Origin of the sequence: Aquabacterium sp. NJ1, assembly GCF_000768065.1 — a bacterium.
In the GTDB taxonomy this organism is placed as follows: Bacteria; Pseudomonadota; Gammaproteobacteria; order Burkholderiales; family Burkholderiaceae_C; genus Aquabacterium.
In genome coordinates, this window is sequence record NZ_JRKM01000001.1 from 3,188,101 (window position 1) to 3,210,934 (window position 22,834).

At 66.2% G+C, this 22,834-nt stretch carries 19 protein-coding genes; 7 read left to right on the forward strand and 12 right to left on the reverse strand.

Features of this window, described 5'->3' with window-relative positions; all coding sequences use genetic code 11:
- Positions 1-16 precede the first annotated feature (16 nt).
- From JY96_RS13695 to JY96_RS13715, 5 genes are all read left to right on the forward strand, one after another.
- Complete coding sequence (locus tag JY96_RS13695) at positions 17-1,372, forward strand: pectin acetylesterase-family hydrolase (RefSeq protein ID WP_052162503.1); 1,356 nt, start codon at positions 17-19, stop codon at positions 1,370-1,372.
- 181 nt (positions 1,373-1,553) lie between these two features.
- The gene (locus JY96_RS13700; RefSeq protein ID WP_035038228.1) at positions 1,554-2,327 is read left to right on the forward strand and encodes an enoyl-CoA hydratase; all 774 of its coding nucleotides are present in this window, start codon (positions 1,554-1,556) and stop codon (positions 2,325-2,327) included.
- A 70-nt stretch (positions 2,328-2,397) separates the two neighbouring features.
- Positions 2,398-5,049, forward strand: coding sequence for a transporter substrate-binding domain-containing protein (locus JY96_RS22330; RefSeq protein WP_052162504.1), 2,652 nt, complete (start codon positions 2,398-2,400; stop codon positions 5,047-5,049).
- Entirely contained in the window at positions 5,042-7,582 is a 2,541-nt protein-coding gene (locus JY96_RS13710) for a cation-translocating P-type ATPase (RefSeq protein ID WP_235333928.1), read from the forward strand. The genes JY96_RS22330 and JY96_RS13710 overlap by 8 nt, the downstream gene beginning before the upstream one ends.
- A gap of 78 nt (positions 7,583-7,660) precedes the next feature.
- On the forward strand, positions 7,661-8,590 hold the full coding sequence (locus tag JY96_RS13715; RefSeq protein ID WP_152606503.1) for a GGDEF domain-containing protein: 930 nt from the start codon (positions 7,661-7,663) through the stop codon (positions 8,588-8,590).
- Between the two features lie 13 nt (positions 8,591-8,603).
- On the opposite strand, the gene JY96_RS22335 is transcribed toward JY96_RS13715, so the two are convergent.
- From JY96_RS22335 to JY96_RS13740, 5 genes are all read right to left on the reverse strand, one after another.
- Positions 8,604-10,118 carry a hypothetical protein gene (locus tag JY96_RS22335; RefSeq protein ID WP_152606504.1) on the reverse strand — a complete coding sequence of 505 codons (1,515 nt, stop codon included), beginning with the start codon at positions 10,116-10,118 and terminating at the stop codon, positions 8,604-8,606.
- 69 nt (positions 10,119-10,187) lie between these two features.
- Positions 10,188-12,431, reverse strand: coding sequence for a TonB-dependent siderophore receptor (locus JY96_RS13725; RefSeq protein WP_052162508.1), 2,244 nt, complete (start codon positions 12,429-12,431; stop codon positions 10,188-10,190).
- A 114-nt stretch (positions 12,432-12,545) separates the two neighbouring features.
- A complete protein-coding gene (locus JY96_RS13730) occupies positions 12,546-13,310 on the reverse strand; it encodes a PEP-CTERM sorting domain-containing protein (protein WP_035038234.1) in 765 nt (254 codons plus the stop codon).
- Between the two features lie 43 nt (positions 13,311-13,353).
- Positions 13,354-14,223, reverse strand: a complete 870-nt coding sequence (locus tag JY96_RS13735; RefSeq protein WP_152606505.1) for a PEP-CTERM sorting domain-containing protein — start codon at positions 14,221-14,223, stop codon at positions 13,354-13,356.
- A 190-nt stretch (positions 14,224-14,413) separates the two neighbouring features.
- Positions 14,414-14,809, reverse strand: coding sequence for a DUF2946 family protein (locus JY96_RS13740; protein ID WP_035038245.1), 396 nt, complete (start codon positions 14,807-14,809; stop codon positions 14,414-14,416).
- A 153-nt stretch (positions 14,810-14,962) separates the two neighbouring features.
- On the opposite strand from JY96_RS13740, the gene JY96_RS13745 reads away from it, so the two are divergent.
- Both JY96_RS13745 and JY96_RS13750 read left to right on the forward strand, forming a co-directional pair.
- On the forward strand, positions 14,963-15,853 hold the full coding sequence (locus JY96_RS13745; protein WP_052162509.1) for a DUF6502 family protein: 891 nt from the start codon (positions 14,963-14,965) through the stop codon (positions 15,851-15,853).
- A 1-nt stretch (position 15,854) separates the two neighbouring features.
- The gene (locus tag JY96_RS13750; RefSeq protein ID WP_035038248.1) at positions 15,855-17,030 is read left to right on the forward strand and encodes a DUF5666 domain-containing protein; all 1,176 of its coding nucleotides are present in this window, start codon (positions 15,855-15,857) and stop codon (positions 17,028-17,030) included.
- A 34-nt stretch (positions 17,031-17,064) separates the two neighbouring features.
- On the opposite strand, the gene JY96_RS22340 is transcribed toward JY96_RS13750, so the two are convergent.
- From JY96_RS22340 to ccmC, 7 genes are read right to left on the reverse strand one after another with little or no spacing between them, the layout of a single operon-like run.
- Positions 17,065-18,360 carry a tetratricopeptide repeat protein gene (locus JY96_RS22340; RefSeq protein WP_052162510.1) on the reverse strand — a complete coding sequence of 432 codons (1,296 nt, stop codon included), beginning with the start codon at positions 18,358-18,360 and terminating at the stop codon, positions 17,065-17,067.
- A gap of 36 nt (positions 18,361-18,396) precedes the next feature.
- Entirely contained in the window at positions 18,397-18,885 is a 489-nt protein-coding gene (locus JY96_RS13760; RefSeq protein ID WP_052162954.1) for a cytochrome c-type biogenesis protein, read from the reverse strand.
- Positions 18,886-18,916: 31 nt separating this feature from the next.
- The gene (locus JY96_RS13765; protein ID WP_035038251.1) at positions 18,917-19,441 is read right to left on the reverse strand and encodes a DsbE family thiol:disulfide interchange protein; all 525 of its coding nucleotides are present in this window, start codon (positions 19,439-19,441) and stop codon (positions 18,917-18,919) included.
- Complete coding sequence (locus JY96_RS13770; protein ID WP_035038253.1) at positions 19,438-21,411, reverse strand: heme lyase CcmF/NrfE family subunit; 1,974 nt, start codon at positions 21,409-21,411, stop codon at positions 19,438-19,440. Before JY96_RS13770 ends, JY96_RS13765 begins: the two co-directional genes overlap by 4 nt.
- On the reverse strand, positions 21,408-21,869 hold the full coding sequence (gene ccmE, locus JY96_RS13775; RefSeq protein WP_035038255.1) for a cytochrome c maturation protein CcmE: 462 nt from the start codon (positions 21,867-21,869) through the stop codon (positions 21,408-21,410). Before ccmE ends, JY96_RS13770 begins: the two co-directional genes overlap by 4 nt.
- A gap of 1 nt (position 21,870) precedes the next feature.
- Positions 21,871-22,059 (reverse strand): heme exporter protein CcmD, encoded by a 189-nt coding sequence (gene ccmD, locus JY96_RS13780; RefSeq protein ID WP_035038257.1) that lies wholly within the window; start codon positions 22,057-22,059, stop codon positions 21,871-21,873.
- 3 nt (positions 22,060-22,062) lie between these two features.
- Positions 22,063-22,827: a heme ABC transporter permease CcmC gene (gene ccmC / locus JY96_RS13785; protein WP_035038259.1), complete on the reverse strand. Its 765-nt coding sequence runs from the start codon at positions 22,825-22,827 to the stop codon at positions 22,063-22,065.
- Between the last annotated feature and the right edge of the window lie 7 nt (positions 22,828-22,834).

A 22,834-nucleotide genomic window follows, 5' to 3' on the forward strand; every position in this document is an offset into this window, starting at 1 on the left:
ACCCCGGAGCAACCCCATGCAACGCCACGTTGTGCAGTTCGGCCTGAGCGCCATCGCCACGGTTTTCACGGCCCTTGTCACCACCGGCCTCACCGTTTCGTCTGCCTGGGCCGTCGCCACACCCTGGACGCCCAACACCACCGGCAACGTGGGCGCCGCACCCGCCAGCTTCAACAAGTGGGAAGCCATCGAGGCCCCGGCCGAATCCGGCGCCAGCTGCGGCAATGGCACGCCTTACCGCTTCTTCGTCAACCGCACCACCAAAGCGGCCAACATGGCCAAGACCGTGATCGTGTTCGAAGGTGGTGGCGCCTGCTGGGAGCAGAACGCCTGCCAGATGAAGGACGGCGTGCTGGGTGCCACCAACTACAAGGGCATCCCCACCAACTACATGAGCACCGGCCTGGCGCTGGGTGGCCTGATCACGCCCTTCACCTCGCGCACGCACCCGCTGCAGAAGGTGCAGACGCAAAGCTGGAACATCATCTACGCGCCTTATTGCACGGGTGACGTGCACACCGGCAACAAGACGGCCGTGTACGGCGATGCCGACCCAAGCGCGCCCATCACCTACTACCACCGCGGCTTCAAGAACGGTGAGGCCATCGCCAACTGGGTGGGCCGCTACCTGCCCAGGCAGGACCAGCTGCTGGTGACCGGCTTCTCGGCTGGCGGCGTGGGCGCCACGGCCATGTACGGCCTGATCCGCCTGGCTGACCAGCCCAAGCAATCGGCGCTGATGGCCGATTCGGGCCCTTTGTTCCAGGTGGACCGCAATGCCACGCCGGACGAGGCTCCTTCGGTGCTGCTGCACAACAAGATCCGCGCGGCCTGGGGCCTCGACGGTGACAACGGCCTGGCCTCCAAGATGATCGCCACCTTCCCGACGGCGGGCACGGTGGACAACCTGGGTAGCCTGACCACCGGCCTGGCCAAGGTCTTCCCGCAGGACCGCCTGGGCTACGCCCTGTTCCAGCGCGACGCGATCTTCTCGTCCTTCTCGTACACCAAGTTCTACCCCGAGATTGCCGCGGTACTCGCTGGCGCCAGGCGCGACGAGCTGCTCAACGCCAAGTGGATCAAGGAAGTGGGCACCTGGGTGAACGCCATGAAGCCGTACAGCAACACGGGCTACTACGTGCCCTATGGCCGCGATTTCCTCAAGTCGCACACGCTGACCACCGCCACCTTCAGCGGCACGGGCATCAAGGAAGCCAACCTGCCTGACGTGGGCGCCTTCGTGGACAACCTGCTGGACTCGAGCAAGCCGGTGATGCGCGCCTATGAAACCCAGCGCACCGTGCAGAACGCCGAGGGCATCGCCCTGTTCAGCTGGATCAGCAACGCGCTGTATGCCCTGCTGGGGCTTTGACGGGTCGCTGTTTTTCACATCACGCCAGCGCGGATGACACCGCGCGTTGAACGGGCCCGGTGATCACCGGGCCTTTGTCATTTGTCGCCGATCCTGTCCTGCCGATGTCGCCCAAACCGCCCGAATGTGGCGTCTAATTCAGGCTCCCCGTGAATTTCGAAGAACCTGGAGACTGTGGCCCATGAGCGAGATCCTGCAACACCGTGAAGCCGGTGTGTTGACGCTGACCTTCAACCGCCTGGACAAGAAAAACGCCATCACGACGGCGATGTACAGCCGTCTGGCCGAAGAGCTGGAAGCCGCCACCGGCGACGACAGCATCCGCGTGGCCGTGATCCAGGGCGCCGTCGAGATCTTCACCGCCGGCAATGACCTGGCCGACTTCCTCAACAACCCGCCCGTCAGCAAGCCGGGTGGCGAGGTGGCGCCCGTGGTGCGTTTCCTCAACGCGATCCGCGACTTCCCCAAGCCCATCGTGGCCGCCGTGGCCGGCCCGGCCGTGGGCATCGGCACCACGCTGCTGCTGCACTGCGACCTGGTCTACGCGGGTGACAACGCCGCCTTCAGCCTGCCCTTCGTGAACCTGGGCCTGTGCCCCGAGGCCGGCGCCAGCCTGCTGCTGCCGCAGATCATCGGCTACCCCAAGGCTGCCGAGAAGCTGATGCTGGGCGAGGCTTTCTACGCTGAAGAGGCGCTGGAAATGGGCCTGATCAACCGCATCCTGCCACCGCACGAGGTGAACGGCTATGCCCAGGCGCAGGCCGCCAAGCTGGCCGCCAAGCCGGCGGCCTCGCTGCGTGTGACCAAGTCGCTGATGAAGATGTCGCAGACGCAACTGGCGCCCGTGATGAACGAAGAGCTCAAGCACTTCGGCCAGCTGCTGCAAGGCCCGGCCGCCAAGGAGGCGATCAGCGCCGTGATGGAAAAGCGCAAGCCCGATTTCTCGAAGTGTTGAGGACATAATGCTTCCCACAATGTTTTCGGGACAGGCCCTTGTCCAGAAAACAAACGGGGAAGCGTTCGAGATGTCTGTCCGTGAGTCTGGTTCGGGGCACCGGCATGGCGCCGGTTGGGCACGCCTGATCGTGTCCGTTCGGGCGTGGCTCGGCATCTGGCCGCTGGCGGGCCTGCTCTGCTTTTGGGGGCTGGCTGGTCTGGTGCATGCCCAGCCTATGCCCCCTCAGGCCTTGTCGTTCCAACCGGCTGGGCCTGTATCGCTTGCTGGCGCGCCGCACAGCATCACCGTTGTCATCGACGACAGCTACCCACCCTATGTGTTCCGGGACCATGCAGGCCGTCTGCAAGGCATCCGCAAGGATGTGTGGGACCTGTGGTCGGCCCGCACGGGCATCAAGGTCAACCTGGTCGGCATGGACTGGGCCAAGGCGCAGGCGCAGATCCTGACAGGGCGTGCCGATGTCATCGACACCATGTTCGAGACGGCTGCGCGCAAGGGGCTCTATGAATTCGGCCCCGCCTACAGCGACGTCGAGGTCCCGATCTACTTTCATGAAAGCATCGGCGGCCTGAGCAACACGGAGTCGCTCAAGGGCTTCACCATCGGGGTGAAGGAGGGCGATGCCTGTATCGATTACCTGACCAACCAGGGCCTGGAGTCCTTCAGGCGCTACCCGAGCTACGAGGCTGTGGTCGACGCGGCTGCGGTGGGCGAGGTGCGCGTGTTCTGCGAGGACAAGCCGCCGGCCACCTACTTCCTGGTCCGCAAGCAGCTGGAGCAACAGTTCCGCAGCACCCGGCCGCTGTACATCGGGCAGTTCCACTGGGCGGTGCGCAAGGGCGATGCGGCCACCTTCAAGCTGGTGCAGGATGGCTTTGCGCGCATCACGCCGGCGGAGATGCACGACTTGCAGGCGCACTGGCTGGGCTCGGCGATCGAGTCGCCGGTCGTGCCGGTCTACCTGCGCGATGGCGTGTATGCCGTGCTGGCCGTGGCGGTGCTGGCCCTCATGCTGGGCGCCTGGAACATCGGCCTTCGGCGTCGCGTGCAGGCGCGCACGGCCCAGCTGTCGGAGTCCCTGGTGCAATTGACCGCATCCAAGCAGGAGACCGAGCGCACGCTGGCGCAACTCAATGCCACGCTGGAGGCCATCCCCGACCTGCTGTTCGAGCTGGATCTGGATGGCCGTTATGTGGACTTCCGTGCCAGCCGCACCGATCTGCTGGCTGCACCACCAGAGGATCTGCGAGGCCGCCGTGTGCAGGACGTGATGCCACCGGAGGCCGCCGACGGGGTCATGCAGGCCTTGCATGAGGCTGCCGCACAGGGAGCGTCTTCAGGCACGCACATCAAGCTGCCGCTGCCGCAAGGCGAGCGCTGGTTCGAGCTGTCGGTAGCGCGCAAGCGCATGCCTGGCCACGGGCGGGATCACTTCATCATGCTCTCGCGCGACATCTCGGACCGCAAGCTGGCCGAGCAGGCCCTGGCGCGCCATGGCGAAGAGCTGGAGAAAATCGTGCAGGAGCGCTCGCGCCAACTGGTGCTGGCACGTGACGCTTCGGAGCAGGCCAGCCGGGCCAAGAGCGAGTTCCTGTCGCGCATGAGCCATGAGCTGCGCACCCCCATGAACGCCATCCTGGGCTTCTCCCAGCTCATCGAGATGGATGCGGGCAGCTCGCCGCGCACCAAAGGCCATGTGCAGGAGATCTTGCGTGCCGGCAAGCACCTGCTGCACCTCATCAACGATGTGCTGGACCTGGAGCAGGTCGAGGCTGGGCGGGTGGCGCTCAACACCGAAGTGGTGGAGGTCTCGGAACTGGTGGGTGAGCTGCTGTCACTGATGCAGCCGCTGGCCGACAAGCAGCAAGTGCGTCTGCACACCGGTGACATGCAGGGCCTGGCCGTGATGGCCGATGCCATCCGTGTCCGGCAGATCGTGCTGAACCTGCTGTCCAACGCCATCAAGTACAACCGGGTGGGCGGCGAGGTGTGGCTGGAGGCCCAGGTGCAGGCCGGGCAGTTTGTGCGCATCAGCGTGCGTGACACGGGCATGGGCATTGCCGAACGCCATCTCGGGCTGTTGTTCCAGCCCTTCAATCGCCTGGGGGCCGAGGCCGGCCCGATCGAAGGCACGGGCATCGGGCTGAGCCTGTGCCGGCGCCTGGCCGAGTTGATGCGCGGCAGCATGGGGGTGCGCAGCCAGGAAGGGGAAGGCAGCGTGTTCTGGGTGGACCTGCCGCAGGCCATGCCACACGTGCAAGCGCTGGATGCCCAGGGCGCCGGTGCCACGATGCCTGCGCCCATGGGGCCGACCAAGTCGGGTGTGCTGCCCTCTCCCCGCACGGCCACGCTGCTGTATGTGGAAGACAACCCCGCCAACCTGCAGCTGATGACGCAGATCGTGTCGCGCCACCAGGGCGTGTCGCTGATCTCGGCGCCGCTTGGGCAGCTCGGGCTGGATCTGGCCCGGGCGCATCGGCCTGATCTGATCCTGCTGGACATCCACCTGCCCGACATGGACGGTTATGCCGTGCTGGGGCAATTGCGCAGCAAGCCCGAGACCCGCAACACGCCGGTGATCGCGGTCACGGCCAATGCCATGCCCATGGACGTGCAGCGCATCCGGGATGCCGGCTTTGACGACTATGTGCCCAAGCCCATCCGGGTCACGCACATCGATGTGCTGCTGCACGAGCGTCTGGGGAGCACCCTTGCCTGAATTGATCGGCCTCACGGAGGCACAAGCCGCAGAGCGCCTGCGCGAGCACGGGCCTAACGAGCTGCCACAGGCGGCGCGGCGCACCGGCTGGCGCATCGCCGCCGAGGTGGCACGCGAACCCATGCTGCAACTGCTGGCCGGCGCCGGGGCCATCTACCTGGTGCTGGGTGATGTGGGCGAGGCCTGCGTGCTGCTGGCCTTTGTGATCCTGTCGATGCTGATCTCGCTGGTGCAGGAGACCCGCACCGAGCGCGTGCTGGAAGCCTTGCGGGACCTGAGCAGCCCGCGTGCCCTGGTGCTGCGGGGCGGCGAGCGCAAGCGCATTGCCGGCCGCGAGGTGGTGCCGGGTGACCTGGTGGTGCTGGAAGAGGGTGACCGTGTGCCTGCCGATGGGCGCCTCTTGCAGGCCAATGACCTGCTGACCGATGAGTCACTGTTGACGGGCGAGTCCGTGCCTGTGGGCAAGGTGCCCTGGGCTGAAGGCTTGGGCCAGCCCCGCCCTGGTGGCGACGGCCAGGCCTGGGTGTATGCCGGTTCGATGGTGGTGCGTGGGCAGGGCGTGGTCGAGGTCAGCGCCACCGGCGCACGCAGCGAGATGGGCCGCATCGGCGTGGCCTTGCGGCAGATCGAATCATCGCAGCCGGCCTTGCAACAGCAGACGCGTGCGCTGGTCCGCACCTTTGCCGTGGCCGGGGTGAGCCTGAGCGTGCTGGCCGCCTTGCTGTACATCTGGACGCGTGGTGATGTGCTGGCGGCCGTGCTGGCCGGCATCACCTTGGCCATGTCCTTGCTGCCGCAGGAGTTCCCGCTGATCCTGACGGTGTTCATGGCCATGGGCGCCTGGCGCATCTCGCAACAGCGTGTGCTGGTGCGGCGCGCCAGCGCCATCGAGGCCCTGGGCACGGCAACCGTCTTGTGCACGGACAAGACCGGCACCCTCACGCTCAACCGCATGCACATCGTGGCCATGCAGGTGCCGGGGCAGACCTGGCTGGTGCAGGACGAGGGCGGTGCCCCTTTGTCGCCCGCCTTGCGCACGCTGCTGCAGCACGGCATCCTGGCCAGCGAGCGCGACCCGTTCGACCCGATGGAAAAGGCCTTCTGGGCCCTGGGCGAGCAATGCCTGTCCGCCGACGAGGTGGCCCACATCGAGTGGGAAATGGTGCATGAATACGGGCTGAGCCCGGAGATGCTGGCCATGTCGCATGTGTGGCGGGCGCCGGGGCACGATGGGCATGTGATCGCGACCAAGGGCGCACCAGAAGCCATTGCCGATCTGTGCCACCTGGATGCCGCCAGGCTGGCCGAGGTGCGCCAGGCGGCCGATGTGTTCGCGCGCCAGGGCATGCGCGTGCTGGGCGTGGCGCGCTCGACGCACCACGGCCCCGATGCGCACAGCACCTGGCCGGCCTTGCAGCACGATTTCGACTTCGAGTACCTGGGCCTGGTGGCGCTGGCCGACCCGCTGCGCCCCACGGTGCGTGACGCGGTGCAGGCCTGTCGCGAGGCAGGCATCCACGTGGCCATGATCACCGGGGATCACCCGGTCACGGCGCTGGCGATCGCGGCCCAGGCCGGCCTGGACGTGCAAGGTGGCGTGGTGCAGGGCGAGGACCTGGCGGCCTTGTCTGATGAGGCCTTGCGTGAACGCGTGGCGCAGGCGGCCGTGTTTGCCCGCGTGATGCCCGAGCAGAAGCTGCGCATCGTCAAGGCCTTGCAGGCCAGTGGCCAGGTGGTGGCCATGACGGGTGATGGGGTCAACGATGCACCGTCCCTGAAAGCCGCCGACATCGGCATCGCCATGGGCGCACGCGGCACCGACGTGGCCCGTGAGGCGGCGGCCATGGTGCTGCTGGACGATGACTTCGGCACGATCGCGCAGGCGGTGCGCTCCGGTCGGCGCATTGACGACAACCTGCGCAAGGCCATGGCCTTCGTGCTGGCCGTGCATGTGCCCATTGCGGGGCTCACGCTGCTGCCTTTGCTGATGGGTTGGCCGCTGCTGTTCAACCCCGTGCACATCGCCTTCCTGGAGCTGATCATCGATCCGGTGTGCTCCATCGTGTTCGAGGCCGAGCCCGAGGAGCGCGACATCATGCGCCGCCCGCCGCGTGAGCCCGGCCGGCCCTTGCTGACGCGCAGCATGATGGCCTGGAGCCTGCTGCAAGGCCTGTTCGTGCTGGCCATCGTGGCCGCGGCTTATGCCTGGTTGCTGCATCAGGGGGTGGGTGAGACGGTGGCCAGGGCCGGTGGCTTCCTGTCGCTGGTGGCGGCCAATGTGGTGCTGATCCTGAGCAACCGCAGCTTCGGTGGCCACATCCTGGCCGCGGCGTTCAAACCCAATCCCGCCTTGTGGCGCATGCTGGCGCTGACGGCCGGCCTGCTGGGGCTGGTCTTCTCGGTGCCCGCCTTGAGGGCCTTGTTCAAGTTTGATCTGCCCGATGCCCACAGCGGCGTGGCGGTGGGCGTGGCCGTGGTGAGCACCATGTTGGTGCTGCAACTGGTGAAGGCCCTCAGAAGCCCCAAAGCGTGAATCCTGCGCGTGACTTTCAAACCATTACATTGATAATGTCAGATAGGTTTTGATCTCATCCGGGGCGGTGAATTGCTGTTGTCTCACTTGTTACCTGACCAGGTTCAGGACGTGCTGGATGCGCTGCCCACACCGGTGTTCTTCAAGGACCGGCGCGGTGTCTACAGCGGCTGCAACCGGGCTTTTGCACGCCTCATCGGGCGCCGCCGCCGCGAGATCATCGGGCTGACGGTGTTCGACATCTCGCCCGAGGAATATGCCAAGTCACACTTCGATGCCGATGCGGCCTTGATGCAGGCGGGTGGCGAGCAACGCTACGAGGCGCAGATCAAGCGCTGCGATGGCGAGCGCCGCCACGTGGTGTTCCACAAGGCGGCCTTGTATGACGCGCAAGGCGAGCTCAGCGGCATCGTGGGCACCATCCTCGACATCACCGAGCGCAAGGCGCTTGAAGTGCAATTGGCCGACATGGCCGAGCGTGATGCGCTCACCGGCTTGTTCAACCGCCGAGCCATCCTGGCGCACCTGGAAGCCTTGCACCGGGATCGCCGCCAAGCCAGCCAGAGTCTGTGCCTGATGATGTGTGACGTCGACCACTTCAAGCGCATCAACGATCGCCATGGGCATGGCAAGGGCGACGAGGTTTTGCGCGAGGTGGCCCACCTGTTGAACGCGCGCCTGCGTGAGGGTGACCGTGTCGGGCGCATCGGCGGTGAGGAGTTCCTCATCGTGCTGGCCACGGCCGACCTGGAAGACGCACGCCAGGTGGCGGAGCGCTTGCGCCAGCAGGTGGCGCAGATGGACGTGGTGTGCAGCGAAGGCCGGCGCCTTGAGTTGACCATCAGCATCGGCGTGGCCCAGAGCCTGCATCAGGACGAGGACTGGGCCGAAGTGATCGCACGCGCCGACGCGAGCCTGTACGCGGCCAAACGGGCCGGGCGCGACAAGGTGGTCGTGGCCGATGGCAGCATCTTGCCGGCCCATCACAAGGACTGGCATCAGCCCTGATACCGGCCCCGGTTCAGTCGGCGATCTTCGTGATCACCTGGCTGAAGGGTTCGCCGCTCATGGTGCCGACAGCGCCATAGCCCGCCGGGCTGGTGCCGGTCATGCACACCGCGCCCATCATCCCGCCGCCGTTCTGCATGCCGCCTGCTGCGGTGGGCACGCAGTCGGCGTACGCGATCCGGGCAAGCTGGGCTGGCGTCAGCGCGGCCGTGGGGTCACTGGTGTTCACGAAGATCATGGCGTAGGCGTTGCCCGGGTTGGCGATGCCGGTGGCCTTGCTGGGGTAGCCGTAGTGCAGCCCGCCCACCGCGACACCGGTCGCGGGTGACCAGTCATCGCTGCCCAGGCCTGTCCAGAAGGTGGGGGTGCTGCTGTTGCGGAAGGTGCTGACCAGCACGCCGCCCAGCGCGTCATCCTTGATCACCGAGAGCTGATGGCTCAGCGTCACTTGGGCCATGTCGAAGTAGGGGGCCGTACCGGATGCAGAGCCGGTCATCGATTCCGTGAGCGTGCCGCTGAGCTGCGAGACCGTGCCTGTGGTGGCATCCAGCATGAAGCTGCCCGTGAAGAGGGTGTTGCGGGGATAGGTGTCCGGCTCCTTGAACGTGGTGATCACCTTGTAGCGTGTGATCACGTGCGCCGCGACGGAGGCCGGGCCCTGGCCCAGGCTGTTGCGCGCCGAGACGGTGAAGGCGTAGCCCGCACAAGTCACGGGGCAGGTGAGGGTGGCAGGCAGGGTGCTGCTGTCCACCTGGATGCCTGCGGGCACGGAGGCCACGGTGTAGCGTGTGATGGGCAGCCCGCCGCTGTCCACGGCGCCGGCCTTGACGATGACGGTGCGCAGGTTGTCACCCGCCGTGGCCGTGACGGCCTGGGCTTGACCCGGCACGGAAAGGTTGGCGGGCACCTCGATGGGGATCGTCTGCGTGGCCTGCGGTGCCGGCAGGATGCCGTCTGCGCCGGCCTGATCGGCGGCGACGATGCAGTCCCCTGTGGTCAGTGCCTGGAGTTCACCACTGCGTTCGTTCACCGAGCACACCTCGGGGCTGAGGCTGCTGTAGCGCACGGGCAGGCCCGATGTGGACGTGGCCTCGACGGTGGCCGTGCCCCCGAGTGCCAGTGTGGGTGGTGTGCCAAATTGAATGAGCTGGTGCGGGTCGGGCATCACCGTGAACACGATGGCTTGCGATGTGGCCGGCGCATAAGTTTCGTTGCCGCTTTGCGCCACCTCGATGCGGCAAGGGCCTGTTGCCTTGGCCGTGACCACGCCGGTGTCGGCTTCGACAGAACACGTCTCGGGCGTGGTGCTGCGGTAGGTGGCCGGCAGTCCCGAGCTGGCTGTGGCCGCCAGCGTGACCGAGCCGTTCACGGCCATGGTTGATGAAGGGCTGGCGGTGACCGACAAGGTTTGGGGTCGCGCTTCAACCTCTGCGCCGCCACCACCGCCACCGCAGGCGCTCAGCGTCAGGGTCAGCGAAGTGGCCAGCAGCATTGACAAACAGGCTGGTGTGGAGGAGGTGATGTTCATGATGGTGCTTTGGAATGCGAGGTGCGGTTCGAGGTGCAGCGTCAAGGGCGCAGGGGGCATGGCGCCTGATCAATAGCGCAGGGTCATCGCCAGCTTCATGGCGCGACCCATGCCCGGCACCACGGTGCCCCAGGGGATGGTGTTGGTGCTCATCGAGGCGCCCTGGCCGACATAAGCGCCGCCCAGAGGCTGTTCGTAAAAGCGGTTGAAGACGTTGTCGATGCCCATGTCCAGTTGCACCGGGCCCCAGTCGCGGCTGGTCTTGACATGGACCAGGCTGTAGCCGCCTGTCTGCATCTCGTTGCGCACGGCCGAGACGCGGCGCTTGCCTTGCACGCCTTGCAGTTCCAGCGTGCTGGTCCAGCCGGCCAGCCGATGGACGAGGCCCACGCGTGCATTGACGGGCATGATGTTGTAGAGCGGTTCATCGGTGACCGTGTTCTGGCCGTGCACCAGGTTGAGCAGGGCGGTGCCACTGAAGCGGCCCCAGGTGTCGGAGCGGCCCAGCTCCACCTCGCCCGAGGCATCCAGGCCATGCAGCCGCGCACCCTGGTTGACGTACTGCAGCAGCACGAAGCCGGACGTGGCCGTCTGGTTGGCCGGGCTGCACTGGCCGGTGTGGCAACGCTGTGCGTCGATGTAGTCCTGGATGTAGGTGGCGTAGCCGGTGAGCTTGATCTGCCAGGCCTGTTGATCGGCGCCCTGCCATTGCGCGGAGGCACTCAGCGTGTGGGCCACTTCCGGCTGCAGGTCTTCGTTGCCGATGTAGCCGTTGCCGTCGCCCACGTAGTTGTTCATCAAGGCGGCCATGGGCTGGGTGGACCAGGGGTAGCGCTGGTACAGGCTCGGTGAGCGGCTCTTGCGGGCGTAGGCCAGCTCCAGCGTTTCATGGGCGTCCTGGCGATAACGGGTCAGCGCCACGAAGTCCCAGTTGCGGTCGGTGTGCGCATGGTCGCGGGCGTTGAACGCGCTGGCATCCTGGCCCCAGGTGGCCTGCAGGCCATTGTCATAGCCTTGCACGGCCGAGGTGTCGGCGTGCACGATGTCATGGCGCAAGCCCAGCTCGCTGGACCACTGCGACGTCCAGCTGGCTTCCCATTCGGCAAAGGCGCCCAGGCGGTTGCGCCGCCCGTTGTCGATGTTCCAGAAGGCGCGTGGCCCCATGGCTCCGCCCACAGGTGGCCACCAGTCGTACAAGTTGTAGCGCAGCGCTTCGCTGCCCACACGCAAGGTGTCTTGCGGCGTGAGCTGCAGCGAGGCCGTCAACTGCAGGCCGTCGGTGCTGGCCCGCGTGAGCATGGGCATGCCGGTGCCGTACTGGTAGCGGTCCGGGCCCATGTCCATGGTGTGGTGCGTGCGTTGCGTGTAGGCGCGCGCATCGAGCTCGCCCCATGCGAAGTCGCCCTTGTAATGCAGGTTGACCAGCGTGTTGCGGTTGCCGGTCATGTCCATGCGCTGGTTGGGAAAGCCCTCGAACAGCACGTGCTGTTCACCGAGCTTGAGCTCCAGCAGGTGCTCGTCATGCTGCCAGGCGAGCTTCACATCCTGGTTGATGAACTTGTAGGCCGACGAGGCCACCTCGTCAGCGGGGATGATGCGCCCGCCCTCCGTGCCGGCTTGCGCGGGCTTGAACCCGCGTGCCGCGCGGTAGTTGTCGGCCTGGCCTGTGACGCCGCTGTAGCTCAGGCTCAAAGACCGGGTGGCGTAGGTGGCAGACAGCTGGCTGCTTTGGGCCCGGCCATTGCTGCGCAGCGAAAAGCCCGCTTCACCCTGCACGAGGGGCTGGTCGTCGTCATCGGCAAAGCGCGGTGCAGCCTGGTTGACCTGGATGCTGCCGCCCAGGCTGTCGCCGCCCGCGCTGACCGGCGTGATGCCCGCGTATACCTTGATCTCGCCCACATTGGCCGGTGCGATGTAGCTCAGGGCCGAGTTCATGTGGTTGGGGCAGGCGGCTTGCAGATCCATGCCATCGACCTGCACGCGCACGCGATCATCGGCCAGGCCGTGGATGGCGGGCAGGCTCGACAGGCCGCCCGCGCTGTAAGCGCTCACACCGGGGGTCTGCTCGATCAGCCTGGTGGTGTCGGTTTCGCCGGCCTTCAAGCGGTTCAGGCCCTTGCGTTGATCCAGCTGGCTGCTGGTCGGGGACTTGGGTATGCGCCTGGCCTTGACCGTGATGGCGGGCAGCACCCCGCTGGCAGCGGTCGATGTGGCCAAGGCTGGGCTGGGCTCGTTGGCGAGCGAGGGCAGGGCAGCCAGGCACAACAGGGCGCCCAGCGTGTGGCCGGCATGGCGGTGATACAGACTTGTCATGGCGTAGGGGCGCGGTGATCGATGCCCTGTGCAGGACAGGGCATCGAGCCTTTTCAGACCGTCATGAGCGCGCGGCCAGGCAAAGGCCGCGCGCCCTGTTCAGTGGTGACGGATTCAGCAGGCGCGGCGGCGGAGCGCCATGCCCACCGAGCCCAGGCCAACCAGGGCCAGCAGCACGCTGGAAGGTTCAGGCACGGCCGCGGTGATGGTTTGCATCTTCGGGTAGCCATCCATCGAGCCGGCCGAACCATAAGCGGCCAGGCTGGTGCCGGTCATGCAGACCGAGCCCATCATGCCGCCGCCCATCATCATGCCGCCCGCTGCGGTTGGTGTGCAGTCGGCGTAGGCCAGCTTGTCCACTTGCGCCTGGGTCAGGGCGGCCAGCGGGTCATCGGGCACGAAGATGAGCGCGTAGGCGTTACCCGGGTTGCTGGCCTTGGTCGGGAAGCCGTAGAAGATGGCCCCGTTGTCCACGCCGACCTGGGGCGACCAGAAGTCACTGGCACCGGGGGCTGCGTTGTAGAAGGTGTTGGTGTTGTTGTTCTTGAAGGCCGCCGCGAATGTGCCGCCGAGCGTGGTGTCGTGCCATGACACGAGCTGGTAGCTCAGGTCCAGCCACACCATGCTGTCGTTCGGGTAGGCCAGTTTGGCGCCCGTGCGGGTCATGGCCTCGCTGAGCTGGCCTTGCAGGTTGCTCACGGTGTGGGTGGCGCTGTCGTAGTCAAAACTGCCGACGAAGACCGTGTCTCGTGGCTGCGTCTGCGGCTCGAACCAGGTCGTGGTCACGTTGTAGCTGGATGTGGCGGCGTGCGATGGCGAGGCCACGAGCACGAGGCCTGCAGCCATGGCGATGGTGGTTTGAATGAACTTGGATGTCATGGTGTTTCCTTGATGAAGATGAGACAGATGAATGAAGGGGGCGTCAGGCTCGGGTGTGATGGCGACGGACGACCAGCAGGCCAGCCAGACCGATCAAGGCCATTGCCTTGCTGGCGGGCTCGGGTACGGCCGTGGCGCTCACGCTCAGTGCGAAGGCGTAGCTGGCTGCCGAATCGGCCAGGCTTTTGCTGGTGATGTCGTTGCCACCCACGAACACGGTGTAGTCGCCTGGCCCCAGGGTCAGGGTCGTGCTGGCCACGCCGTTGGCCGTCGTGGTGGCGCCAAAGCCCATGAACTGGAAGTGGTCCAGGGCGGCGTCATCACCCGTGGGGTCGCCGTCACCGCCCAGGGCCCAGTCGCCCTTGGCATTCCAGCTGCCGTTGGTGGCCAGGTAGTTGAAGGCCGGGCCAGCTGCACCCTGGGCGAAGCTGGTGCGCCACGCCTGCGAGGCCTGGGCATAGTCGTGGTCGGCGCTGGTTTGCGGCGCAGTGAACGGCGAAGCCGCAGCCAGGCCCTGGTAGACCGAGAACGCTGGTGTCAGGCCACTGTTGTTGAGCGCCGATGCGGTGATGCTCACGTTGAGCGTGCCGTCGAGGTGCAGCTTGAAAGCCTTGCCTTTGTGGCTGTCGCCCAGGTAGAGGTCATCCGTGCCGGTGCCACTCACGAAGGCGGCCTCGTCGGTGCGCGGGGTGGTGGCCAGTGTGCTGTTGAACACCAGCGAGTCGTCCGATGCATCGGCCCAGCCGTAGTTGCTGGTGACTTTCTGCGTGGCGATGCTGGCACTGGTGCCCTCCACCAGGGTGCCGAAGTCTCGGCCGCTGTAGCTGACGTGGGCTTGTGCGGGCAGGGCCCAGGTGCACAGGCAGACGGCCACACTCAGTGCCGTCCGGCTAGGGTTAAGCGGGAACTTCAAAGGAAGTCCTTTCAGATTGGGTGGCCATCGAAGGCCGTGTGACGGGCAGGCTCGATCCCGCAAGCAAGGGGGAGCCTGTGGTCCTGACGTGCCAGTGCCAAAGGCGAGCCTTGTCGGGCCTGCTTGTCAGGCGCAACAAGACCAGGCCGAGTACCGGCCGAACGTCAAGCGGGGAGTGGGAAAGGGCCGATCAGGCCAGCACGGCAGGTGGTGCGCGTGCCTGCGCCGCAGCCCAGATGGCCAGGGTGCGGGGGGCATGCAGGAAGAGGGCAGGGACTTCGTCCCTCAGGCTGCTGGCGGGCAGCATGGCCTGTTGGGTGGGCGGCAGGCCATGCTGATCAGCCTGCAGCGTGCACAGGGGGCAGTGGTCCAGCAACACATGGTCGCCAGCCGGTGCAGTCTTGGCCTTGAGCACGATGACCGATGGGCCGGCGCTGCGGCTGACGCAGATCTCTTGCAAGGCCAGCGGCCCCGCCTGGGTGGACGCCAGCCAACGCGACACGGTGGGCGCGAGCGCCGCCATCAGGACGACCAGGGCGGTCACCCAGATGAGCCAGCGGTGATGGTGTGTGCGGCGCGCGTGCATGTATGTTGCGCAGTGTAAAGCAGCTTGGTCGTGTGACACGCGACGCGGTAAAGCCGGCTTTGTGCAAGGTCAATTTCTTCTGTCGAACGGGGTGGGTGAATTAAAATGGGCGTAGCACCCATTTCATGGTGCACCGTCTGGATTGTTTGACTGATGGCCTCCAACTCGGGCTCTACGCCGCCTACTGATCACGATGCCCTGCTGGAGGCCCTGGCGGCCGTGATGGCACCGCTGGCGGATCTGGCTGTGGCCAAGGGGCTGCCTTTTGCCACGGTCGAGGAGTCGCTCAAGCAGGCCTTCGTGCGCGCCGCCCAGCAGGCGCAACTGGCCCAGGGTCTGCCGGCACACCGTCTGGTCAGCCGCATCAGCGCGGCCACAGGCATCAACCGCCGCGAGGTCACCCGCCTGACGCAGTCCGACACGGGCGCCCCCACGCCGGCTGGCGCATCGCTGGTGTCCCAGCTGTTCACGCGCTGGGCCTCGGATCGCACGTTGCGTGTCAAGGGCAAGCCTCGGGCTTTGCCCCGGCAAGGCGCCGCGCCCAGTTTCGAGACGCTGGCCCGCTCGGTCACGCAGGACGTGCACCCCCGCACCTTGCTGGACGAGTTGTGCCGCCTGAACCTGGCGCGCTGGGATGCCAAGACCGACACGGTGCAACTGACGCAGGACGGCTTCACCCCGCGCGGCGACTGGCAGCGCATGATCGCCTTCCTGGGCGACAACGTGGGTGACCACCTGCACGCCGCCGTGGTCAACGTGCTGAGCGACGAGCCCGCGCATTTCGAGCAGGCCGTGTTTGCCGAAGGCCTGGCCCCGGCCTCGGTCGAGCAGGTGCGCACGCTGGCCCGCAAGCACTGGAAGGCCTTGATGGCTGACGCCGTGCCGCTGCTAGAGCGCCGCATCGAAGCCGATGCGAAAACCCCCGAGCAGGCCACGCATCGCGTGCGGCTGGGGCTGTTCACCTTCCATGAAGACTTGGCACAGACCGAGCCTGAAACCGGTGACGGGGGGCAGGTGCCTCGCCGTCTGCCAAGCGGGAAATGACATGTTGAGAATCATCCGACTGAGCGTTGTGCTCATGCTGAGTACCTTGCTGGGCCTGGTCAGTTGTGGCGGGGGCGGCGGTGACACGCAGGCCAATGGCAGCGGGGTGGGGTCGGGTGGAACTGGGTCCTACACCAACGGGCCGGTGTCGGGCCTGGGCTCCATCATCGTCAACAACGTGCGTTATGACGTCAATGGCGCGCAGGTCCACCGTGACGACGATGTCGACGACAGCGTGATGCACGACCCCGCCGAGGTGAAGGTGGGCATGGTGGTGGAGGTGAACGGTTCAGGCATCCTGCCGTCGCCCACTGGTAGCGGGCCATCGCTGGCCACCGCCTACACCGTGCGTTATGGCAGCAGCCTGGTGGGGCCGGTGTCGGCCGTTGATGCGAGCACATCGACGATCACCGTGCTGGGCCAGACGGTGCGCATCACGGCGCAGACCGTGCAGCCCCTCTCGTTGGGCGTCAACGATGTGGTGGCGGTCTATGGCCTGGCCAACGGCGCCGGCGTCTATGAAGCCACCCGCATTGACCAACTGGACGCCTCGACTGGCACCTACAAGATCGTGGCGCTGGTCAACAGCGTGGACAGCCAGGCCTTGCACCTGGGGCTCAATGGCAACCTGGCCGTGTCTTACGCGGCCGTGGGCTTGCCCGGTGGCGTGACGCGAGGTGCGCGTGTGCGCGTCTGGTTCGATGCCACCCCGGTCAATGGGCAATGGTCGGCCAGCCGGATCCGCGTGGACCAGCCGCTGGTGACGGATCGGGATGAGGCCAGCCTGGAGGGCTTGATCACCCGCTTGCCGGACAACGGCGTGATGCTGGTAGACGGTTCACCGGTGGATGTGAGCCGCTTGTCGCCCGCGCTCATCTTCACGCTGGGGGAGCGCGTGCGCGTGGAAGGCCGTTTGCAAGCGGGGGTGCTGGTGGCCACCGAACTGGAAGACCCGACTGCACTGGAAAGCGAAGAGACCGAGCTGTATGGCACGGTCAGCCAGTTGTCCAGCCAGGCCCAGACCTTCGTGGTGCGGGGCGTGACCGTGGCCTATACGCCGTCGGTGGTTGAAGGCACCCTGGCCAACAACGCCTGCGTCGAGGTGCACGGGAAGAACTACAACGGCAGCGGCCAGTTGATCGCCACCGAGGTCGACGTGCACAGCAGCTGCAACTGAGCCTGTGCGCTGTTGCCTGCTGGGCTCTCAGCGTTCAGCGTACAGCGTCGGTGATGTCGATCTGCAGGCCTTGTGTGCCGACCTTGACCGGCGAGGACTGGCCCGACCAGTCGCCCGGCTGAGGCATGGCGTCACCACTGTGTGACACGCGTGCTCCCACCACCACCTCGCTGAAGCCCGAGAGCTTGAACTGTGGTGCCATGGCCATGGCGTCGGTCAGCTCGAAGCGGTAGGGCAGGTCCTTGACCTGCTTGCGCACGATGGCCAGCGGCATCTTGGGGCCTTGGGCCGCCTTGGCGAAGATGAAGACCGTGTCCTCAGATGAGACCTTGCCGGCCAGCGCCTTGGACAGGGTCACCGTGCCGGAGACTGTGCCGCCGCCCACGGCCGTTGAGGCCTCCTTTTGATCCGCTTGCTGCGCCGGCACTGGTGCCGCTTGCTGTACGGGCAGGCCGGCACGTTGACGCGCATCGTCCAGTGCAACCTGCATCTGGCGAGCCAGGTCGGGGTTGTCGGCCGGGGCATGTTGTACCGCGCGCTCCCACAGGGCGGCGGCGGCCTTGAAGTCCTGCTTGTCGTAGGCGATGGTGCCCGACAGCGACAAGGCCTTGAAGTTGTTGGGGTCCAGGCTGAGCGCCTTGTCAATCAACTTGACGGGCTCACCTTCCAGCTTGCGGCCTTGTGTGACAGCCAGCGCATCGGCGTAGTCGGCATACAGCTGGGCATCGTCAGGGCGTTGCTCGATGGCCGTGCGGTAAGCGGGCAGAGCCTCTTGAAAACGTTTGAGCGCGGCATAGGTGCGCGCCAGCATGGCCCAGCCCTCGGCATTCTGGGGTTGCGCCTTGAGCTTGGCCACCAGGCCATCGACCATGGCGTTGATCTGGTCCTGGTTCATGGTGTGGGGGGCGCTGCCGCTGGCCTGGGCGCCCGGAGCCTGTTCGCCGGAGGCCGATGCGGCCTCGCTGCTGCCGCTGGCCGGGCCCACATGCCAGGCCTCGGGCGTGCCCACCAAGTAATAACCACCTGCGCCTACAGCGGCCACGAAGGCCACCATGGACCACAGCACCTTGCGCGATACCCGGCTGGCGGCGGGGGATGCGGCCGCTGGCGTGGCGCCAAGGGGGGGGGTGTGGGTGACGTTGTCATGCCCGCTGTGGGCCCCGCTGTCGGTGTGCGAAGGCTGATCAGGCGACGCCATCACGGCTTCCAGCAATTGCCGCTCCAGCCTGGCCTTGGCCGCCTGGACCTGGTCTTCGGGCAAGGCGCCGCTGCGGGCCAGTTCATCCAGTTGGCGCAATTGCGTCTTGAGTTGGTCGATGGCGCTGCTCATGGGTGCTTCAAGGTTGGGCGGGCGGGTTGGTTTGGATCAAGCCTGGTCCGGGGTATCGGGTGCATCTGGCGTGTCGGGGTCGAAGGCGTCGGGCGCCATGCGGGCACGGCGGCGCAGGTTCCACCACAGGAAGCCCAGGCCGCCGACGGCCAGCAGGCCGGGGCCGAACCACAGCAGCAAGGTGTTGTTCTCAACCGGTGGGCGGTAGAGGATGAAGTTGCCGTAGCGCGCGGTCATGTAGTCGCGGATCTGCTGCTCGTTCTTGCCTTGCTGCAGCTGCTCACGGATCTGCTGGCGCAGGTCGATGGCCAGGCCGGCATGCGAATCGGCGATGGTCTGGTTCTGGCAGACCAGGCAACGCAGCTCGCTGGCAATGGCCATCATGCGGGCTTCCTGCTCGGGGTTGGCGGCCAGGGGCGCGGCCTCGCCGGCATGGGCCGGGTCAGCCATCAGGCCTGACAAGGCCAGACAAAGGACGAGAGACAGGCTCAGCCAGGCACTGCGCCAGGCCGGCAAGAAGCGCATGGATGTGCGCGTTGATGCATGCAACACAGGTTCAGCCATTCAGTTGCCTCAGCAAAGGTTCGATCTTGTCGCGCAGCACTTCGGGCGTGATGGGGCCGATCTGCTTGTAGCGGATCACACCTTGCTGGTCGATGATGAAGGTCTCGGGCACGCCGTACACACCGAAGTCGATGCCGACGCGGCCGTCCTGGTCGAACAGGGATTCGACATACGGGTTGCCGCCTTCGCGCAGCCAGGCCTGGCCGTCAGGGCGTTCGTCCTTGTAGTTCAGGCCGTAGATGGGCACGAGCTTGCGTTGCGCGAACTCGACCAGCACGGGGTGCTCTTCACGGCAGGCACCGCACCACGAGGCCCAGACATTGAGCATCCACACCTTGCCCAGCATGTCCTCCTTGCGCAAGGACCGTTGGGCGTCGGCCAGGGTGGGCAGGTTGAAGGTGGGCGCGGGCTTGCCGATCAAGGGCGAGGGCACTTCACGCGGGTCATGCTTGAGGCCCAGGCCCAAGAACACGGCCAGCGCCAGGAAGATGCCCAGCGGCAGCAAAAAGCGTTTCATGCGGCAGCCCCTTTCACGGCTTGCGGGGTGGTGGCCTCGGCCGTCTTGCGGGCACGGTAACGGCGGTCACTGGCGGCCAGCACGCCGCCGATGGCCATGATCAGGCAGCCGCCCCAGATCCAGTCCACAAAGGGCTTGTGGTAGATGCGGATGATCCAGGCGCCCGAGTCCAGCTGCTCGCCCATGGACACGTACAGGTCACGCGTCACGCCGGCATCGATGGCGGCTTCGGTCATGGGGTTGGTCTGCACGCGGTAGATGCGCTTTTCGGGGTAGAGCGTGGTGACGGCCTTGTCGCCCCGGGTGATGGCCATCTCGCCGCGTGCCGCCACATAGTTGGGGCCCTGCACCTCGCGCACATCGCGCAGGGTGAACACATAACCGCCCACCTCGGTGGTGTCGTTGACGTTCATCTTGACGTCGCGCTCGGTCTCGTAGGTCTTGACCATGCTGACGCCAAAGGCGAAGGCGGCCACGCCCAGGTGGGCCACCATCATGCCGATCATGGCGGTGGGCAGCTTGCGCAGCCCGTTGACGATGTTGCTGGCGGGCTTGATCTTGTCCCACAGGTCCACCAGCACCGAGCTGACGATCCAGAAGGCCATCCACAAGCCGACGGAGGTGCCCAGCGTGATCTTGCCGGCCAGCCATTGCGTGGCCAATGTGGCGACCACGGACACCACCAGCGCCCAGCGCAGGCGCACGGCCAGCTCAGGCAGCGCGGCCTGCTTCCAGCGTGCCAGCGGGCCCACGCCCATCAGGAAGACCAGCGGGGTCATCAAGGGCACGAAGACGGTGTCGAAGTAGGGCGGGCCCACCGAGATCTTGCCCAGGCCCATGGCGTCCAGGAACAGCGGGTAGAGCGTGCCCAGCAGCACCGAGCCGGTGGCCACGATCAGCAGCACGTTGTTGGCCAGCAGCATGGACTCTTTGGACAGCAGGCCAAAGCGCTGGCCCAGGCCCACGGTGGGCGCGCGCCAGGCATACAGCATCAGCGAGCTGCCGATGACCAGCACCAGGAAGGCCAGGATGAACAGGCCGCGCTTGGGGTCCGAGGCGAAGGCGTGCACCGATGACAGCACGCCCGAGCGCACGAGGAAGGTGCCCAGCAGCGACAGCGAGAAGGCCGTGATGGCCAGCAGCACCGTCCAGTTCTTGAAGCTGCCGCGCTTTTCCGTCACGGCCAGCGAGTGGATCAGGGCGGTGCCGGCCAGCCAGGGCATGAAGGAGGCGTTTTCAACCGGGTCCCAGAACCACCAGCCGCCCCAGCCCAGTTCGTAATAAGCCCACACGCTGCCCAGCATGATGCCGATGGTCAGGCAGACCCAGGCGGCAATGGTCCAGGGCCGTGTCCAGCGGGCCCAGTTGGCATCGAGCTGGCCGCCCAGCAGGGCCGCGATCGAAAAGGCGAAGGCGACCGAGAAGCCCACATAACCCATGTAGAGCATGGGCGGGTGCGCCACCATGCCAGGGTCTTGCAACAGGGGGTTGAGGTCACGGCCATCGAGGGCCATGGGCAGCAGGCGCTCGAAGGGGTTGGAGGTGACCAGCATGAAGAGCAGAAAGCCCACGCTGATCATGCCCATGACCGCCAGGATGCGCGCCAGCACGGCCTGTGGCAGGTGCTGACTGAACTGCGCCACGCACAGCATCCAGAAGGACAGCATCATCACCCACAGCAGCAGCGAGCCTTCGTGGCCACCCCACACGCCGGCAATGCGGTAGGGCAGGGGCAAGGCGCTGTTGGAGTTCGAGGCCACATACAGCACCGAAAAATCATTGCGGATGAAGGACGCCATCAGCGCGAGGAAGGCCGCACCGATCAGCACGAACAGCACACGCGCCAGCGGGCGGGCCAGGCGCATCAGGGCCGCATCGTTCTTGTAGGCGCCCCACATGGGGACGGCGGAGAGCAGCAGCGACACGGCCAGCGCCAGCACCAGGGCAAGCAGGCCCAGTTCGGGAATCATTTCATCTCCTTGGCTTGCCCGGCTTCGATGCGGGCGTTGGCTTGTGCGGCGCGCTTGAGCGCTTCAGCGGCTTCAGGCGGCATGTAGTTCTCGTCGTGCTTGGCCAGGACTTCCTGCGCCACGAAGACACCATCGGGGCCCAGCTTGCCTTGGGCCACCACGCCTTTGCCTTCCTTGAACAGGTCGGGCAGGATGCCCTGGTAGCGCACCGACACCTTGCGGAAGGTGTCGGTCACCACGAAGTTCACCATCACGCCGTCGCGCGTGACCGAGCCCTTCTCGACCAGGCCACCGAGGCGGAAGGTGCGGTCCAGCGGGGCCTCCTTGGCCACGATCTGCGAGGGCGTGAAGAAGAACACCAGGTTCTTCTGGAAGGCGTTGAGCACCAGGGCGGTGGCCACGCCCAGGATGGCCAGGCCACCCAGGATCAGCGTCAGGCGCTTTTTGCGCGGGGTCATGTCAGTATTCCTCTTGTTCGGTGGCGTCCACCTCTTGGGCGGACTGCCAGGCCTGGCGGCGACGGTGTGCCGCCATCAGTGGCTCGACCACCATGCACAGCAGGGTCACGCCATAAGCGCCCCAGATGTACCGGCCGTAGCCATCCATGGCGATGAATTGAGACAGGCTGTGCCATTGCGGTGTCGACATGGCTTACTCCTTGGGGCCCGTTGGCCCGGCAGGCCCGTTTACCAGCGCCTGCACCCACTGCGTTTCACGCTCGCGCTCCAGCACGATGGCGCGGGTGCGGGTGAAGACCACGGCAAAGGCGTAGGCCCAGAACGCGATCGTCATCAGCAGCATGGCGGTGAGCATGGTCGAGGCCATCTTGGGCGCGGCCGTCATGCTGATGGAGGCGCCCTGGTGCAGGGTGTTCCACCAGCGCACAGAGAAATAGATGATGGGCACGTTGATGGCGCCCACCAGCGCAATCAGGGCGCCAGCCGCATCGCTGCGACGCGGGTCGTCAATGGCTTCGGTCAGGGCCATGTAGCCCAGGTACAGGAAGAGCAGGATCAGCTCGGAGGTGAGGCGCGCGTCCCACACCCACCAGGCACCCCAGGTGGGCTTGCCCCAGAAGGCGCCCGTCCACAAGGCGATGAAGGTGAACAGCGCGCCGGTGGGGGCGATGGCGCGCGCCAGCATGGAAGCCAACCGCACCTTGAAGGCCCAGCCCACGGCAGCCCACAAGGCCATGGCCATGTACAGCACCATGGACATCCACGCAGCGGGCACATGGATGAAGATGATGCGGTAGGACTGGCCTTGCTGGAAGTCCGTCGGGGCCACGATGAAGCCCTGGTACAGGCCGGCTGCCGACATGATCAGGCACAGGGCCCATAACCAGGGCATCAGGGCCGAGGCCAGGCGCTCGAACTTCGAGGGCGCAGCGAAAGTGGTCCAGCTCAGCTTTGACATGGTGGTG